13 protein-coding genes and 2 pseudogenes are annotated in these 15,215 nt (G+C 64.1%); 6 read left to right on the forward strand and 9 right to left on the reverse strand.

What is annotated here, in order from left to right; all coding sequences use genetic code 11:
- The first annotated feature begins 32 nt into the window (after window positions 1–32).
- A pseudogene (locus AKN84_RS12465) lies at window positions 33–2,296 on the forward strand (spermidine synthase).
- Between the two features lie 31 nt (window positions 2,297–2,327).
- On the opposite strand, the gene AKN84_RS12470 reads toward AKN84_RS12465, so the two are convergent.
- Entirely contained in the window at window positions 2,328–2,915 is a 588-nt protein-coding gene (locus AKN84_RS12470) for a TetR/AcrR family transcriptional regulator (RefSeq protein WP_050421010.1), read from the reverse strand.
- A 134-nt stretch (window positions 2,916–3,049) separates the two neighbouring features.
- Between AKN84_RS12470 and AKN84_RS12475 the strand changes: the two genes are divergently transcribed.
- Window positions 3,050–3,607, forward strand: coding sequence for a DUF308 domain-containing protein (locus AKN84_RS12475; RefSeq protein ID WP_050421011.1), 558 nt, complete (start codon window positions 3,050–3,052; stop codon window positions 3,605–3,607).
- A 55-nt stretch (window positions 3,608–3,662) separates the two neighbouring features.
- Here the strand turns inward: AKN84_RS12475 and AKN84_RS12480 are convergent, their stop codons facing one another.
- Together AKN84_RS12480 and AKN84_RS12485 are read right to left on the reverse strand one after the other, a co-directional pair.
- A complete protein-coding gene (locus AKN84_RS12480) occupies window positions 3,663–4,529 on the reverse strand; it encodes an alpha/beta hydrolase (protein WP_244485058.1) in 867 nt (288 codons plus the stop codon).
- A 259-nt stretch (window positions 4,530–4,788) separates the two neighbouring features.
- Window positions 4,789–5,583: a L,D-transpeptidase gene (locus tag AKN84_RS12485; protein ID WP_050421013.1), complete on the reverse strand. Its 795-nt coding sequence runs from the start codon at window positions 5,581–5,583 to the stop codon at window positions 4,789–4,791.
- A 287-nt stretch (window positions 5,584–5,870) separates the two neighbouring features.
- On the opposite strand from AKN84_RS12485, the gene AKN84_RS12490 reads away from it, so the two are divergent.
- A complete protein-coding gene (locus AKN84_RS12490) occupies window positions 5,871–6,200 on the forward strand; it encodes a hypothetical protein (protein ID WP_050421014.1) in 330 nt (109 codons plus the stop codon).
- 109 nt (window positions 6,201–6,309) lie between these two features.
- On the opposite strand, the gene AKN84_RS12495 is transcribed toward AKN84_RS12490, so the two are convergent.
- From AKN84_RS12495 to AKN84_RS12515, 5 genes and pseudogenes are all read right to left on the reverse strand, one after another.
- A complete protein-coding gene (locus tag AKN84_RS12495) occupies window positions 6,310–7,071 on the reverse strand; it encodes an ABC transporter permease (protein WP_050421015.1) in 762 nt (253 codons plus the stop codon).
- A gap of 159 nt (window positions 7,072–7,230) precedes the next feature.
- The gene (locus tag AKN84_RS12500; RefSeq protein ID WP_050421016.1) at window positions 7,231–8,154 is read right to left on the reverse strand and encodes an ABC transporter ATP-binding protein; all 924 of its coding nucleotides are present in this window, start codon (window positions 8,152–8,154) and stop codon (window positions 7,231–7,233) included.
- A 151-nt stretch (window positions 8,155–8,305) separates the two neighbouring features.
- Window positions 8,306–8,977, reverse strand: a complete 672-nt coding sequence (locus tag AKN84_RS12505; RefSeq protein ID WP_050421017.1) for an OmpA family protein — start codon at window positions 8,975–8,977, stop codon at window positions 8,306–8,308.
- The gene (locus AKN84_RS12510; RefSeq protein ID WP_050421018.1) at window positions 8,974–9,387 is read right to left on the reverse strand and encodes a hypothetical protein; all 414 of its coding nucleotides are present in this window, start codon (window positions 9,385–9,387) and stop codon (window positions 8,974–8,976) included. Before AKN84_RS12510 ends, AKN84_RS12505 begins: the two co-directional genes overlap by 4 nt.
- 63 nt (window positions 9,388–9,450) lie before the next feature.
- Window positions 9,451–12,035: pseudogene (locus AKN84_RS12515) on the reverse strand (ATP-dependent helicase).
- Between the two features lie 280 nt (window positions 12,036–12,315).
- Here AKN84_RS12515 and AKN84_RS12520 point away from each other — a divergent pair.
- Entirely contained in the window at window positions 12,316–12,489 is a 174-nt protein-coding gene (locus tag AKN84_RS12520; protein ID WP_128970709.1) for a DUF1328 domain-containing protein, read from the forward strand.
- A gap of 68 nt (window positions 12,490–12,557) precedes the next feature.
- Here the strand turns inward: AKN84_RS12520 and AKN84_RS12525 are convergent, their stop codons facing one another.
- Window positions 12,558–13,046, reverse strand: a complete 489-nt coding sequence (locus tag AKN84_RS12525) for a thioesterase family protein (protein WP_050421121.1) — start codon at window positions 13,044–13,046, stop codon at window positions 12,558–12,560.
- Window positions 13,047–13,206: 160 nt separating this feature from the next.
- Between AKN84_RS12525 and AKN84_RS12530 the strand changes: the two genes are divergently transcribed.
- Together AKN84_RS12530 and AKN84_RS12535 are read left to right on the forward strand one after the other, a co-directional pair.
- Window positions 13,207–14,631, forward strand: coding sequence for an FAD-binding oxidoreductase (locus AKN84_RS12530; RefSeq protein ID WP_050421020.1), 1,425 nt, complete (start codon window positions 13,207–13,209; stop codon window positions 14,629–14,631).
- A gap of 135 nt (window positions 14,632–14,766) precedes the next feature.
- The gene (locus tag AKN84_RS12535; protein ID WP_050421021.1) at window positions 14,767–15,159 is read left to right on the forward strand and encodes a hypothetical protein; all 393 of its coding nucleotides are present in this window, start codon (window positions 14,767–14,769) and stop codon (window positions 15,157–15,159) included.
- The last annotated feature ends 56 nt before the right edge of the window (window positions 15,160–15,215 follow it).

Here is a 15,215-nt window from a genome sequence, read left to right on the forward strand (position 1 = left end):
GTTGATCTGCCGGATCGTGACCGGGAGTATTCATGACGTCTGAGCCGTCCGCATCGCGAAACCGGCTGGTGCTGGTTGTCTACACCGCGGCGATCTTCGTCAGCGCCCTGTTGCTGTTCTCGGTGCAGCCGCTGTTCACCAAGATGGTGCTGCCACGGCTCGGCGGCTCGCCGGCGGTGTGGTCGGTGGCGATGGTGTTTTTCCAGTCGCTGCTGCTCGGCGGCTATGCGTATGCGCATCTGTTGATGAAGCTGAGCAGCCGCGTCGTTCCGGTCGCGGTGCATCTGGTGCTGCTCGTCGTCGCGCTGCTGACCTTGCCGCTGACGATCAGGAGCGGCTGGGGCGAGCCGCCGACCTCGGGCTATGCGGTCTGGCTGCTCGGCCTGTTCGCGGTCTCGATCGGCCTGCCGTTCTTCGCGCTCGCCGCCAACAACCCGCTGCTGCAGGCCTGGTTCGTGCGCACCGGCCACCCCAGCGGGCCCGACCCGTACTTCCTCTATGCGTCCTCGAACATCGGCAGCTTCCTGGCGCTGCTGTCCTATCCGGTGCTGCTCGAGCCGATGTTCACATTGCGCACCCAGAACCTGATCTGGACCTGCGGCTATGGGCTGTTGATCGTTCTGATCGCGGGGTGTGGCGTGTTGTTGCTGCGGTCGCCGGCCAGTGCCGCCGCACTCAATATGCAGGTCGACGATGACAACGCGCCGGCGCCGCCCTGGGGCTTGCGGGCGCGCTGGATCTTCCTGGCCGCGGTGCCGTCGGGTCTCCTGATCGCGGTGACGGCGCATATCTCGACCGACGTCGCGGCCGCTCCCTTGCTGTGGGTGCTGCCGCTGTCGCTGTATCTGTTGACCTGGGTGCTGGTGTTCCAGTCGCGGCCGCTGCTGCCGCACAAATGGATGCTGCTGGCGCAGCCGCTGGCGATTGCCGGCGTCGTGATCCTGCTCGCGTTCGGCGGCGAGCAGAACCTGCTGCTGACGCTCGGCGGCCATCAGCTCTGCTTCTTCATCATCGCGATGGCCTGCCATGGCGAGCTCGCGCGCACCCGTCCCGCCGCGAAATACCTCACCGGCTTCTACGTCGCGCTGTCGTTCGGCGGCATGGTCGGCGGCCTGTTTGCGGGCCTGATCGCGCCGTTCACCTTCTCATGGATCGCCGAATATCCGATCCTGCTGGCGCTCGCGGCGCTGTGCCGTCCGCCCGGCGGCGCGGAGCGGCTGCCGCGCTGGAGCGCCTGGTACTGGCCGTTCCTCGCGATGCTGGCGGTCGCGCTGATCGCGCCGAGCTATTCGGCCGGCGACATCTTCAACTGGTTCGACGACCATCGGGTGTGGATCATCGGCGCCGTCGGCGTGCTCTCGGCGCTGCTCGCGCTCGCACTGAATGCCAATCGCTGGAAGATCTTCGCTACCGTCGTCGTCGCGCTGGTGGTGCTGCGCGCCTATCCGTCGGACGATGGCCGCGTCGAAACCGTGCGCAGCTTCTTCGGCGTGCACAAGATCGTGGTGACGGCGAACGGGCAGTATCACGTGCTGATGCACGGCACCACGATCCATGGCGCCGAGAAGTTCAAGAACGACGACGGCACGCCGGTCACCGGAAAGCCCGAGCCGATCAGCTACTATTACAAGGACGGCGGCATCGGGCGGGCGATCACCGCAATCCGCGCGCGCAAGGGCGCGCCGCTGAAAGTGGCTGTGATCGGGCTCGGCTCGGGGACGCTGACCTGCGCCTCAGCGCCCGGCGAGGACTGGCGATTCTTCGAGATCGACCAGTCGATGGTCGATACCGCGCGCGATCCGAAATATTTCACCTACATCCAGAGCTGCGAGCCGAACCTGAAGCCTGTCATCGGCGACGCGCGGCTGACCTTCGCCAAGGAGCCGGACGCGCCTACGATCTCATCATCGTCGACGCCTATTCGTCGGACGCGATCCCGATCCATCTCGCGACCGAGGAGGCGATGGCGATCTACAAGGAGAAGCTGGCGCCGCAGGGCGCGGTCGTGATGCACGTCTCCAACCGCCATCTCGAGCTTGCCAGCGTCGTGGTCGGCATTGCCGACGCCAACGACATGAAGAGCTGGGTCTACAGCGAGGATTCCGGCCGCGACAACGAGTACATCTTCTCGACCTCGGTCGTGGTCTCCGCCCGCGAGGACGCCGATGTCGGCAAGCTCGCGTCATCAGACGTCTGGATCGAGACCGATGCCAACGAGAAGCAGCGGGTCTGGACCGACGACTATTCGAACGTGCTGGGGGCGGTCTATCGGCGCCTGCGCGACGGCGAGCAATAGGGCTGATCAGCCCGACAATATATCTAGATATCTAGCCGTCCACCACTAGCAGCTTCGCGATCTGCGGCTTGACGATTGCGGCAAACACTGCGGGTTCGTCGAACGCCCTCGCGGAGAGCATCGCTCCATGGACCGATGCCATCAGCATCTGGGCCTCATCTTCCGGCCGCTTGTCCAGCCGGAGCAGGCGCTGTTCTGCGCCGGCCCGCAGCACCGAGGTGAGCCATGCCGCGAGATGATGGAAATGGGCGCGGACGCGTAAGGCGACTTGTTCCGGCAACATCGGCATCTCGCCGGCAAGCATCGCACAGACGCAAAAGGGCAGTGACCCGTCTCGAATGCACGTCTGCCAGAAGGCCACGTAAGACTGCAGCTGGTCGGCCGGGCTTGCCGACTGGCCCTGAAGAGCCTTCAGGCCCTGCTCAGTCTGCTGCCGGTAGCGATCAACCAGCGCCGAAACCAGCTCGGCCTTGGTCGGGAAGTGATGGTGGATGCTCGCCTTCCTGATGCCGATCGCATCCGAGATGTCGGCATAGCTGAAGCCGTTGTAGCCCCCCGCAACGATGAGGGACTGCGCGACATCGAGAATTTTTCCAGAAGTCGAAATCATCACATTCATGTCAGGCCTACCTTCCAGTAGGTAAATTGCCGAGATATTTCAAGACTTTCACCTCACAAGGGGGCGTTTCCGGCGCAGATTGACTTGATTTCATTGACTACCTACTAGTAGGAAGGTAAGCAAGGAGTCTGTCAATGCAAAGCCACGTTCCGACCCAGTCCGCCTGGTTGCGATCCTATTATCTCGGGCGCGCGATCTTCTCGATCGCCTGGGTTGCCGCCGCCGTTCTGTTCAGCGCGCAAGCCGGGCCCGCTGCGTTTCTGCTCGTGATCTACCCGGCATGGGACGGCGTTGCCAATCTGGCTGACGCCCGGGTCAACGGCGGGCTGATCGCCAATCCATCCCAGACCTTGAATATCGTAGTCAGCGCGATAACCGCGCTCGCCGTGATCGTGGCGGTCGGCCACAGCAGCTATGCCGTTCTCGCGGTATTCGGAGTTTGGGCGATCCTGTCGGGTGTGCTGCAATTGTTCACCGGCGCCAGGCGCTGGCGTGACTATGGCGCGCAATGGGCGATGATCCTGAGCGGCGCGCAGTCGGCGCTCGCCGGCGGCTACATGATCAGCCGATCGCTCGGCACCGTGGCGCCGACGATTCTGGACGTCGCTCCCTACGCGGGATTCGGCGCGTTCTATTTCCTGCTTTCCGGCATCTGGCTCGTTGCCACGGCCTATCGCAGCGCGCGTGCATAACGCACGGCGGAGCTAGACCGGTGCCGGCGGGCGCCAGCCTGCTTCAACGCAGCGATTACTTCTGCTCCGGTGGCGCCGTATTCTCCTGCGGCGCCGCCGCCGCGGAGGCGGGTGTCGAGGCGGCTAGCAGCGGCATGGCCGGCGTGCTCTCGCCGGCGTCCTCGTCGAGGAACTGCTCCACGCCCGCCTGGATCGACAACTTCGCACTCTCGGGGCCGCGATCGCTGAGGTCGTTGTGGTGGAACACGGTTCTGACCACCTTGATGCCGAGCCTGGCGCAGGTCTCCTCGTCAGGCACGACGCCCGGATCGGCCTTGAACACCGGGTCCCTGGAACGGAACGAGAGGATCTTGATCTTGCTGTCGGTGATGAAGGGGACCCGCAGATTGTCCAGCGTCACGACCTTCTTGACCAGGTCGGGATGCTGCTTGGCGAAGAACATCGAGATGTCGCCGCCGTTGGAATGACCGATCAGCGTCAGCGCGCGATAGTTCGCGTTCGGATAGAGCTTCTTGAGCTCGTCGATCGCATACATGATGTTGAAGACGCCGCGATTGTACTGCATGCGGCGTCCGACATATTCCTCGCCCACCTTGGTCACCATCGGCGAATCGGTGTCGAGATCGTGCTGAATGCTGACCACAAGGTAGCCGCGTGATGCGAACACGTTGGTGAGGAACGAATACTCGGTGTTCTTGACGGTGTTGCCGTGGCTCAGGATCGCCACCGGCAGCTCGATCATCTCGGCCATCGCCTGCATTTGCCGGTCGCGGCGAACCGCCACCTCGACCGTGACGTTGCGGTCGTCGCGCAGCACATCGTGGAACGTCAGTGTCGTGTGACGGATCGCCCATCTGTCCGTCGTGAAATAGCCGGCCATCGCCACGATGCACAGGCAAAGGACAACGAAGCCCCGTTTCATTTTGACCTCTGATACTGCCTACGTGACCCGCGCTTCTCGCCCTGATTTCACCGGGCATTCCGCTTGAATCGGCCGTCCGAGGCCAAGGCGGGCGCTATTGCCGCCGAATATCGGGCTAATTTTACAATCAGATGACAGCGCGACGACGGGCCACGGCGCAGGACGTCGCGTGCCCTTCGAGGCGGTCACAAGCGGGTGAGGAGGCTTCGGGACCTGGCGGCGCGCGATGGCGCCGCCGCCGGCGGCTCAGGCGCGCGTCTCAGTCCTGATAGTTGCTGCCGTAGAAGTCGCGCTGCCGCGGGTAATACGGCCGCGGCTGGTAATAGCCTTGCGGCGCCGCCGCGTAGCCCTGGTTGCCGTAGTATTGCTGCTGGCCATAGGCCTGCGCGTCGTAGACGCGGCGGCTTGACGGCGGCGCCGGGTAGCGCTGCGCGGTGGAGCTGCCGTCGGCCGGATAGATGTAGCCATCGTCGGCGCGGGCCTGCGCCGGATATTCGCGCGGCTGCGGTGTCAGGACGACAGGGTCGCCGGCGGCGGCGGTGCCATACTGCCCGTCATATTGCTGTGGCGCCGAGCGGGCGACAGCGGTGCCGTTGCGCCCGCGCGGATTGCGCGCCAGCGCGACCTGGGACGAACCGGTCAACGTCACGGTGGTGTTGAGCACGCCTTCCTTCTGGACCAGCGCGTAGAGCGTCGTTGCGTTGTCGCGCGACAGCCGCACGCAACCATGCGAGGCCGGCGTGCCCAAGCGGTTCACCGAGTCGGTGCCATGAATCGCGTGCCCGATCTTGGTGAAGAAGATCGAATGCGGCATCGGCGCGTCGTCGAATTCCTTGGAGTAGTGATCCTCTTCCATCCGGAAGGCGCGGAAGCTGCCGTTCGGCGTTTCGCGCGACGGGATCCCGGTCGAGACCGGCCAGTGATAGCGCGCGACGCCGTCGACCGCGACGGTCATCTGCTGGTTGTCCTTGTCGATGGTGATATCGACCTTGGCCTGCGCGGCGCCGGCCGTGAAAAGCATCGCGGAAACGAATGCAATGAGGAACGAACGCATTTTACCTTTGGCCTCCAGGCCTGATCGCAAAGCCGCGGCTCTCCGTCCCCGGCAACCAATATGCATGGAATCCGAATTTGGTTCCAGTGACGGTCCGGTGCATCGTTAATCCCGCGCGCGGCGCAAACAAGGCCGAAGGCAGGCCTGCCCGTCACGACAGGCTGACATTTTCGCGAGCAGCCGCGACCACGGCCCCCAATTGGTCGCCGACGCGCAACTATTTGGCCGCATGAGCGTTTCACAATCCCGCCCAGCGGCGCGTTCGCGTCGCGCATCAAGGAATCCAGATGAACAACACCAAGGTTAAGACCGCGGCCGTCGCTCCCGCCGGCCTCTCTGCACGGCTCCTGCTTGCGGCCGCAGCCCTCGCTTTGGCGCTGGTCGCAGTCCCCCATGCCGGCCATGCCCAAGGCATCGTCCGCGGGGCCCATGAAGGTGCCTATGAGGGCAACCGGGTCGCCGGTCCAGTGGGCGGCGTCGTTGGCGGTGCCGTCGGCGCCGGGGTCGGTGGCGCCATGGGTGCGGTCAAAGGCGTGTTCGGCATCCCGGATCGCGGCTACCGCCGTGGCCACCGCTGCCGCGGCTATTATCGCCACGGCCATTTCCATTGCTATTGATTGTTGGGAGCCTGTAGCCCGGATGGAGCGAAGCGAAATCCGGGTTCTGCAGGCCTGGCGATAAAGGTCCCGGATTGCGCTTCGCTCCATCCGGGCTACTGAAGCCTATTCAGTTCTTCAGCCGATATCCCGTCCGGAAGATCCAGGCCACGATCACCATGCAGGCGACCAGAAAGGCCGCGGTCATGCCGAGGCTGAGCCCGACGCTGACGTCGGCGATCTCGTAGAAGCTCCAGCGGAAGCCGGAGATCAGATAGACCACCGGATTGAACAGCGTGATGGTGCGCCAGCCCGACGGCAGCATGTTCACCGAGTAGAAGCTGCCGCCGAGGAAGGTGAGCGGCGTCACCACCAGCATCGGGATCATCTGCAGCTTCTCGAAGCCGTCGGCCCAGATGCCGATGATGAAGCCGAACAGGCTGAAGGTGACCGCCGTCAGCACCAGGAAGGTCAGCATCCACACCGGATGCTGGATGTGCAGCGGCACAAAAAGTCCGGCGGTCGCCAGGATGATCAGGCCGAGGATGATTGACTTGGTGGCGGCGGCGCCGACATAGCCGATGACGATCTCGAAATAGGAGATCGGCGCCGACAGGATCTCGTAGATCGTGCCGGCGAATTTCGGGAAGTAGATGCCGAACGAGGCGTTGGAGATGCTCTGGGTCAAGACCGACAGCATCACGAGGCCCGGCACGATGAAGGTGCCGTAGCTGACGCCTTCGACCTCGGTGATGCGTGAGCCGATCGCGGCGCCGAACACCACGAAATACAGCGAGGTCGAGACGACGGGCGAGACGATGCTCTGCAGCAGCGTGCGCCAGGTGCGCGCCATTTCGAACAGATAGATGGCCTGGATTGCGCGGTAGTTCATGGCGCCCTCACTAGCGCTCTGATTTCGAAGTTCGCATACATTCGCGGAGCCCCCGATGCGAACTTCGAAATCAAGGGAGCGTTAGAAAATTGATGATTCTGGTGCGGCATTGGAGTTTGAAGTTCCTATGAAGAGGGTGCGGCAAAACTGATAGGAACTTCAAACTTGCCGCACCAGGCTGACGAAGATGTCCTCAAGCGAGGATTGCCTGGTATCGAGATCGGAAATGCGGATGCCGGCATTGCGCAGATCGTTGAGCAGGCTGGTGATCCCGGTGCGATCGCCCTTGGTGTCGTAGTCGTAGGTCACCGCATGGCCGTCGTCGGATAGTTCGAGGCTGTAGGCGGCAAGCGCAGGCGGAACGGCATCGAGCCTGTTCTGCAATTGCAGCGTCAGCTGCTTCTTGCCGAGCTTCTGCATCAAGGTCGCCTTGTCCTCGATCAGGATGATCTCGCCCTTGTTGATGACGCCGATGCGGTCGGCCATCTCCTCGGCTTCCTCGATGTAGTGCGTGGTCAGGATGATGGTGACGCCGGATTGCTGAAGCGTGCGGACCACTTCCCACATGCCCTTGCGCAATTCGACGTCAACGCCGGCGGTGGGTTCGTCGAGGAACAGGATCTGCGGCTCGTGCGACAGCGCTTTCGCGATCATCACGCGGCGCTTCATGCCGCCTGAGAGGGTGATGATCTTGTTGTCCTTCTTGTCCCACAGCGACAGGTCCTTCAGCACCTTCTCGATGTGGTCGGGGTTCTTTGGCTTGCCGAACAGGCCGCGGCTGAAGCTGACGGTCGCCCAGACCGACTCGAACGCGTCGGTGTGCAGTTCCTGCGGAACCAGCCCGATCATCGACCGCGCCGCGCGATAATCCCTGATGATGTCGTGTCCGCCGATCGAAATGCGGCCCTCGGTCGGATTGGCGATGCCGCAGATAATGCTGATCAGCGTGGTCTTGCCGGCGCCGTTCGGTCCGAGCAGCGCGAAAATCTCGCCCTTGACGATATCGAGATTGATGTCCTTCAGCGCCTTGAAGCCGGAGCCATAGGTCTTTGAAAGATTGGATACGGAAATGATCGGCGACATCGGGGATCGGAAGCGTGAGGGAAGGGCGCGCGCGGATTGGAGCCCGGGCGAGGGCGTGATGCGGGTTCAGCCCAGATAAGAACGCATATTCCGTTCTGCAATCACCCGCAGGGGCAGAAAATTCGTTCTGCGGTGTGGCGGAAAGGCCGCGCTAATGCCGCTTCGCCGGTTTTGCCGGCTTCTTCGCGGCCGCCGCCGGTGCGGGGTGTGCGGGCGGCTCGTCGGCGACCTTCGCGACCAGCAGGATCTGCACCTGGTTGTTGACCGGCGCGTTGGGACGGGCGGGGTCGAGCAACTGCTCTTCGCCGAGCCCGACCGATTGCAGGCGCTTGGGCGCAATCTTGAAGGTGTTGACCAGGATGTCACGGATCGCGTCGGCCCGCCGCTGGCTCAGGATCACGTTGTTCTCGCGCCGGCCGGTCGATTCGATGTGACCGACGATCAGGAAGGTGTACGGCAGCAGCGAGGAGTGCGTCAGCGCATCGGCGATGCGCCCGACGGTCTGGTAGGAGTCCGGCAGCACGATCGGCGTGTCGACGTCGAACGCGATGTCGGCATTGAACGCCGGCAGGTTGTTCAGGTCGGGCGCGATCGGCGGCCGCTTCGAGGGCGGCGGCTCGTTCTTCGAGCGCGACTTCGATCGTTCGGCAACCTGCTGGCGCAACGCCGGGACGTCGATCTCGGCAGCCGTCTCGAAATGGTTCAACTTGGCGATGACGTCATCGCGCGTGATGGCGGTCTGCGCATGCGCCGGCGCGAGCGGCATCGCCAGCAAGACCAGCGTGCCCAGCAGGCCGAGATCGCGCAAGCCTCGGCGCATCATTGATACCCCGCGTCATTGATCGCCTGGGCGCAATTGCGGCTGAGGCCCTTGGCGCCGACGAGGCAGGGCACCGATTTGCTGGTCTCCTTGGTCGAGCCGCCGCAAACCTTGACGATCTCGCGGGTGCAGGCGTTGGCAACCGTCACGCGCGCCGCGATCCGCTTCTGGATCGCATCGAGGGTGGAGAAGTAGCTCTCCTTGCACTGCGGCGAGATCACGTCGCGGTTGCGCGACAGGCATTCCTTGAGGCGGTTGGAGTCGAGGTTGACGCCGCGGCAGTTGGCGGTGATGTCGGCGCCGCAGGCCTTGGCGAGTGCGGCTGCCGAATCGCCAAAGCTGATCGTCTCCGCGACCGCCAGCGACGGCGCAGTGAGCGCGACGACAAAAAGGAAAAACCCACCCCGGACCATGGAGCCATCTCAACCCATGAATTCAACTGGGGTCAAGGGCTACGAACAGAGAAGGCTGTTCTGTCACGCCCGCTCCACAAAGCTGTCGACCACCTTCTTCTCGCCGGCCTTTTCGAACGCGATGGTCAGCTTGTTGCCGTCGATCTTCACCACATGGCCGTAGCCGAATTTCTGGTGAAACACCCGATCGTCCAGCGAAAATTCCGACGTCATGCCCGTGGACTTCGCCACCAGCTCGCCCTCGATCACCATCGGACCGCGCTTGGTGCGACCGAAGCCTTCGGAGGAAAACGAGGATTGCCGCTCCTCGAAGCCGCTGCCGCCGCTACGGCCCCCGCCACCGCGAGTGCGGTTGGCCTGGGCGCGCTGCCAGCCCGGGGTCGAATAGCTCGAGCCGAATGATTCGAGGTTGTCGAAGCGCGAGGCGCCGTAGCCGCCGCTGCCGCCCCAGCCCGATCCGCCCTTGGATTCGGTGATCTCGACATTGTGTGCCGGCAGCTCGTCGAGGAAGCGCGACGGAATCGTGGTCGACCAGGTGCCATGGATGCGGCGGTTGGTCGCGAAGTAGATCTTGGCGCGGCGGCGGGCGCGGGTCAGCCCGACATGGGCGAGGCGGCGCTCCTCCTCGAGCCCGGCGCGGCCCTGTTCGTCCAGCGTGCGCTGGCTCGGAAACAGGCCTTCCTCCCAGCCCGGCAGGAACACGTTGTCGAATTCGAGGCCCTTGGCCGAATGCAGCGTCATCAGCGACACGGCCTCGTCGCCGGCCTCGCCGTCGCGGTCCATCACCAGCGAGATATGTTCGAGAAACCCTTGCAGGTTCTCGAATTCCTCCATCGACCGCACCAGTTCCTTGAGATTGTCGAGCCGGCCCGCGGCGTCGGCCGAGCGGTCCTTCTGCCACATCTCGGTGTAGCCGCTCTCGTCGAGCACGATCTCGGCGAGCTCGGTGTGAGACGTGACCTCGCGCTGGGCGCGCCAGCGGTCGAACTGCATCACGAGATCGCGCAAACTCCCGCGCGCCTTCGGCTTCAATTCGTCGGTCTCGACCACGGCGCGCGCCGCCTCGAACAGCGGAATGCGGCGCTTGCGGGCATGGTCGTGCAACAGCTGCACGGTGGCATCGCCGAGCCCCCGTTTGGGCACGTTGACGATGCGCTCGAAGGCGAGATCGTCGGCCGGCGAATTGATGGTGCGCAAGTACGCCAGCGCATCGCGGATTTCGGCGCGTTCGTAGAACCGGGGGCCGCCGATCACGCGGTAGGGCAGGCCGAGCGTGACGAAACGGTCTTCGAACTCGCGCATCTGGAACGAGGCACGGACCAGGATGGCGACGTCGTTGAGGTTCTCGCCCGCGCGCTGCAACTCCTCGAGCTCCTCGCCGATCGCGCGCGCTTCCTCTTCCGAGTCCCAGGAGCCGGTGACGGTGACCTTCTCGCCGTCGACATCCTCGGTGCGCAGCGTCTTGCCGAGCCGGCCTTCATTGTGCGCGATCAGGTGCGAGGCCGCGGCCAGGATATGGCCGGTGGAGCGGTAATTGCGCTCGAGGCGGATTACCTTGCGCCGGGGAAATCGTGCTCGAAGCGCAGGATGTTGTCGACCTCTGCCCCGCGCCAGCCATAGATCGACTGGTCGTCGTCGCCGACGCAGCAGATGTTTTTCAGCGGCGCCTGAGGTTCACCGTCATTCCGGGGCGCACCGCCAGGTGCGAACCCGGAATCTCGAGATGAGTCCTCTTTACCTCTGGATTCCGGGTTCGCATCTTCGATGCGCCCCGGAATGACGTGAGAGTCGATTGGCCCCGGAATGACGTCGGAGAGCGGCAGGCCCGGCCGCGACGGCGCCTGCGACAAGAGCCGCAGCCACAGATACTGCGCGACGTTGGTGTCCTGATATTCGTCGACCAGGATGAACTTGAAGCGGTTCTGGTATTGCCGCAGCACGTCAGGATTTTCGCGGAACAGCCTGATGTTCTCGAGCAGCAGGTCGCCGAAATCGGCGGCGTTGAGGATCTTCAGCCGCTCCTGATAGGTCGCGTAGATCTTGCCGCCCTTGCCGTTGCCGAACGAGGCGGCTTCGCCCGCCGGCACCTGCGACGGCGACAGGCCGCGGTTCTTCCAGCTGTCGATCAGCCCGGCCAGCATCCGCGCCGGCCAGCGCTTGTCGTCGATGTTCTCGGCCTGCAGCAATTGCTTCAAAAGCCGGACCTGATCGTCGACGTCGAGCACCGTGAAGTTGGATTTGAGCTGCACCAGCTCGGCATGGATGCGCAGGATGCGACCGCCGATCGAGTGGAAGGTGCCGAGCCACGGCATGCCCTCGACCGCCTGGCCGAGCATCTGGCCGAGCCGCAGCTTCATCTCGCGCGCCGCCTTGTTGGTGAAGGTCACCGACAGGATTTCCTGCGGCCGCGCGCGGCCCTGGCTCAGGATATGCGCGATGCGCGTGGTCAAGACACGCGTCTTGCCGGTGCCGGCGCCAGCGAGCACAAGCACGGGACCATCGAGCGTCTCGACCGCCTCGCGTTGCTCGGGGTTGAGGCCGTTGAGATATTGCGGACCGGCGGCCGCCCGCGCACGCGCGGCGATGCCGCCAGCCGCGGGCTGGTGCTCGGGAACGCCGTGATGGGGCAATTTGCTCGGCTCGGTCATTGGCGAATCGTCTCGGCCCCACGATGGCACCGTGGGACGGTGAAGGGGAGCCTTCTTAACAGGGATTGAAGGCCATATAGGGCCTGATCGGCTGTTTTGACAGGTTTTGTCCCGCGCGGCGGGAACGGTTTTGGCAGCAGTCTACCGTGAGCTTGGTTCCTGAAATCGGCGAAAATTTCGCGGTTTCGGGCTCAGGAACCAGCGTTTCGCTGCTGGTTTGTTTCCTCAAGCCATGGCGCCGGGCGAGAGGCGGCGCGAGGAACCAAGCAGAGGTTGGATCATGTTGAGCTGGGTCGTCACTTTCCTGATCATCGCCCTGATCGCGGGCATTTTGGGCTTTGGCGGCATCGCCGGTGCCTCGATCGAAATCGCCAAGGCGATCTTCTTCATCGCCATCATCCTGTTCCTGGTGACGGCGGTGGTCGGATTGGCGCGCGGCCGCACGCGAGTCTAGCGAGGCGGCTTTCTTCTGGCGCGTTTTCTTCACGCGAACCGGCGGCTACTTCGCTTGAAAACGCGATGTTACTTCTTCGAGGGCATCGCCACGTTGCGGCCGATGCCCTCGGGACGCGGCACGCCCGCATAGCTCTCCACGATGGCGCGGGTGCGGGCGCGGATGTCAGGCGGAAACGGCGCCACCTTGCGCGCCTCCATGTCGATGTGCAGCGTGAGGTTCTCCGAGGTCGCGGACAACCAGCCCTCGGTGGCATGGCGCAGCTCCTCGAATGTATGCAGCCGCTTCTCGTCGGCGCCGAGCAGGAACACCGAGACCTGCACGGGATCGCCGAGGTGAATTTCCCTGATGTAGCGGACGTGGCACTCGGCAGTAAAGGTCGAGCAGTGCCGCTCCTTCATGTAGGCGGGCCCGATGCCGAGCTGCAGCCACATCTCGTCGATCGCGCGGTCGAACATCACATTGTAGTAGGCCATGTTGAGGTGGCCGTTGTAGTCGATCCATTGCGGGTCGATCTGCATCACGGACGATTTGAACGGGGCTGGTGGAAGCGGCATCTCGTTCGTGGCAGTCACTGAAGTCATCTTCCATCCCCGGTTCGTTGGCGTGCGAGCATGAACTTTTCTGTGACTCCCGCGACCACTTTTTCAAGTCAGGCTCTCTTGACCCCTTATACAAGCTTTGCCACGGTCGGCTAAAGCCGGGAGGAAAATTGACGTGGCGACAACGATTTCGAGCAATGTGACGCGACCTGAGCCGCAGGCCCTGAAGAGCGCGATCGACGCGCTGGCGGCGCGGTTCGGCAACCGGCTCGTCACATCGCAGGCGGTGCGCGAGCAGCACGCCCATACCACCACGTGGCTGCCGACCCAGCCGCCGGACGCGGTCGTGATGGCGCAGGAAACCGCCGACATCCAGGACGTGGTGCGGATCTGCGCCGCCAACCGCGTGCCCGTCATCGCCTTCGGCACCGGAACCTCACTGGAAGGCCAGGTCAACGCGCCGGCAGGCGGCGTCTGCATCGACCTGCGCGACATGAACAAGGTGCTGGAGGTGCATGCCGAGGACCTCGACTGTGTGATCCAGCCCGGCGTAACGCGGAAGGCGCTGAACGAGCACCTGCGCGACCAGGGCCTGTTCTTCCCGATCGATCCCGGCGCCGACGCCTCGCTCGGAGGCATGACCTCGACCCGCGCCTCCGGCACCAATGCGGTGCGCTACGGCACCATGCGCGAGAACGTGCTGGCGCTGAAGGTGGTGCGCGGCGACGGCGAGATCATCACGACAGGTACACGCGCCAAGAAGTCGTCGGCCGGCTACGACCTGACGCATCTGTTCGTCGGCGCCGAGGGGACGCTCGGCATCATTTCCGAGCTGACCATCCGTCTGCGCGGCATTCCCGACACGATCGCGGCCGCCGCCTGTTCGTTCGAGACGGTGCGCGGCGCCTGCCAGGCCACCATCCTTGCGATCCAGACCGGCATCCCGGTCGCCCGGATCGAGCTGCTCAATGCCGCGCAGGTGAAGGCGTGCAACAGCTATTCCAAGCTGTCGCTGCCGGAGACGCCGCTGCTGCTGCTCGAATTCCACGGCAGCGAGGTCGAGGTCGCCGAGCAGTCGAAGAATTTCCGCGACATCGCCGCCGAATGCGGCGGCGGCGACTTCACCTGGACCACCAAGCCGGAAGACCGCACCAAGCTGTGGCAGGCCCGGCACGACGCCTATTGGTCGGTCAAGGCGCTGCGTCCCGGCGACAGCATCGGCGTCGTCGCCACCGACGTCTGCGTGCCGATCTCGCGGCTGGCCGACTGCGTCACCGAGACCGAAGAGGATCTGAAGCGGCTCAATCTGCTGTCGCCGATCGTCGGCCATGTCGGCGACGGCAATTTCCACTGTTCGCTGCTCTGCGACGTCAACGACAAGGAGGAGATGGCGCGCGGCGAGGAGTTCATGCACCGCCTGGTCGAGCGCGCGCAGTCGATGGACGGCACCTGCACCGGCGAGCACGGCATCGGCCAGGGCAAGCAGAAATATCTGAAGGCCGAGCTCGGCCCCGAGGCGCTCGACGCCATGCGGGCGCTGAAGCAGGCGCTCGATCCGCAGAACATTTTCAATCCCGGAAAGATCGTTCCTGCCGTCTAGAGCGTTTTCGAGCGAAGTGGACCCCGGTTCGCGCGAAGAAACGCGTCAAACAAGAATCTAGAGCTTCGGTTCTGATCCAATCAGAACCGAAAATGCTCTAGCCCAGTCGGATCATTCCTGCCGCAGGACGTTGCGATGTGGTTGTTCAACAAGACCAGGCGGAAGGATATCTGGGACGATCCGGTCGAGCAGCCGCTCGGCGACATCGAGGCCGCGCAGAGGATCCGCGCGATCTGCCGCGATGCCGCCGGCTGCGCCGAGGCGGTCGGTTCGCCCGACAAGCGATCACCGAAGAACCAGCAGATCGAGCGCGATCGCTACGAGCGCGCCGCCAAGGTCGCGATGGAGACCGCGATGAAGATCTCCGACGAGCTGGTGCGCGATTCCGCGGTGCGCGAGATCGTCGGTCTCTGCATGAAGGCCAACAACATCAAGACCGGGCGGGCGCTGTTCCGTGCCATCCATGCCGGCTCGATCAAGGCGGAGGTGCTGAAGGAGCATCCGACGCTGGAGGACGAGGCGTCTTGAACGGGACGGGCTCGTCCCCGTAGCCCGGATGGAGCGCAGCGCAATCCGGGGCTCTA

It is taken from the genome of Bradyrhizobium tropiciagri, from assembly GCF_001189845.1.
Taxonomy (GTDB): Bacteria; Pseudomonadota; Alphaproteobacteria; order Rhizobiales; family Xanthobacteraceae; genus Bradyrhizobium; species Bradyrhizobium tropiciagri.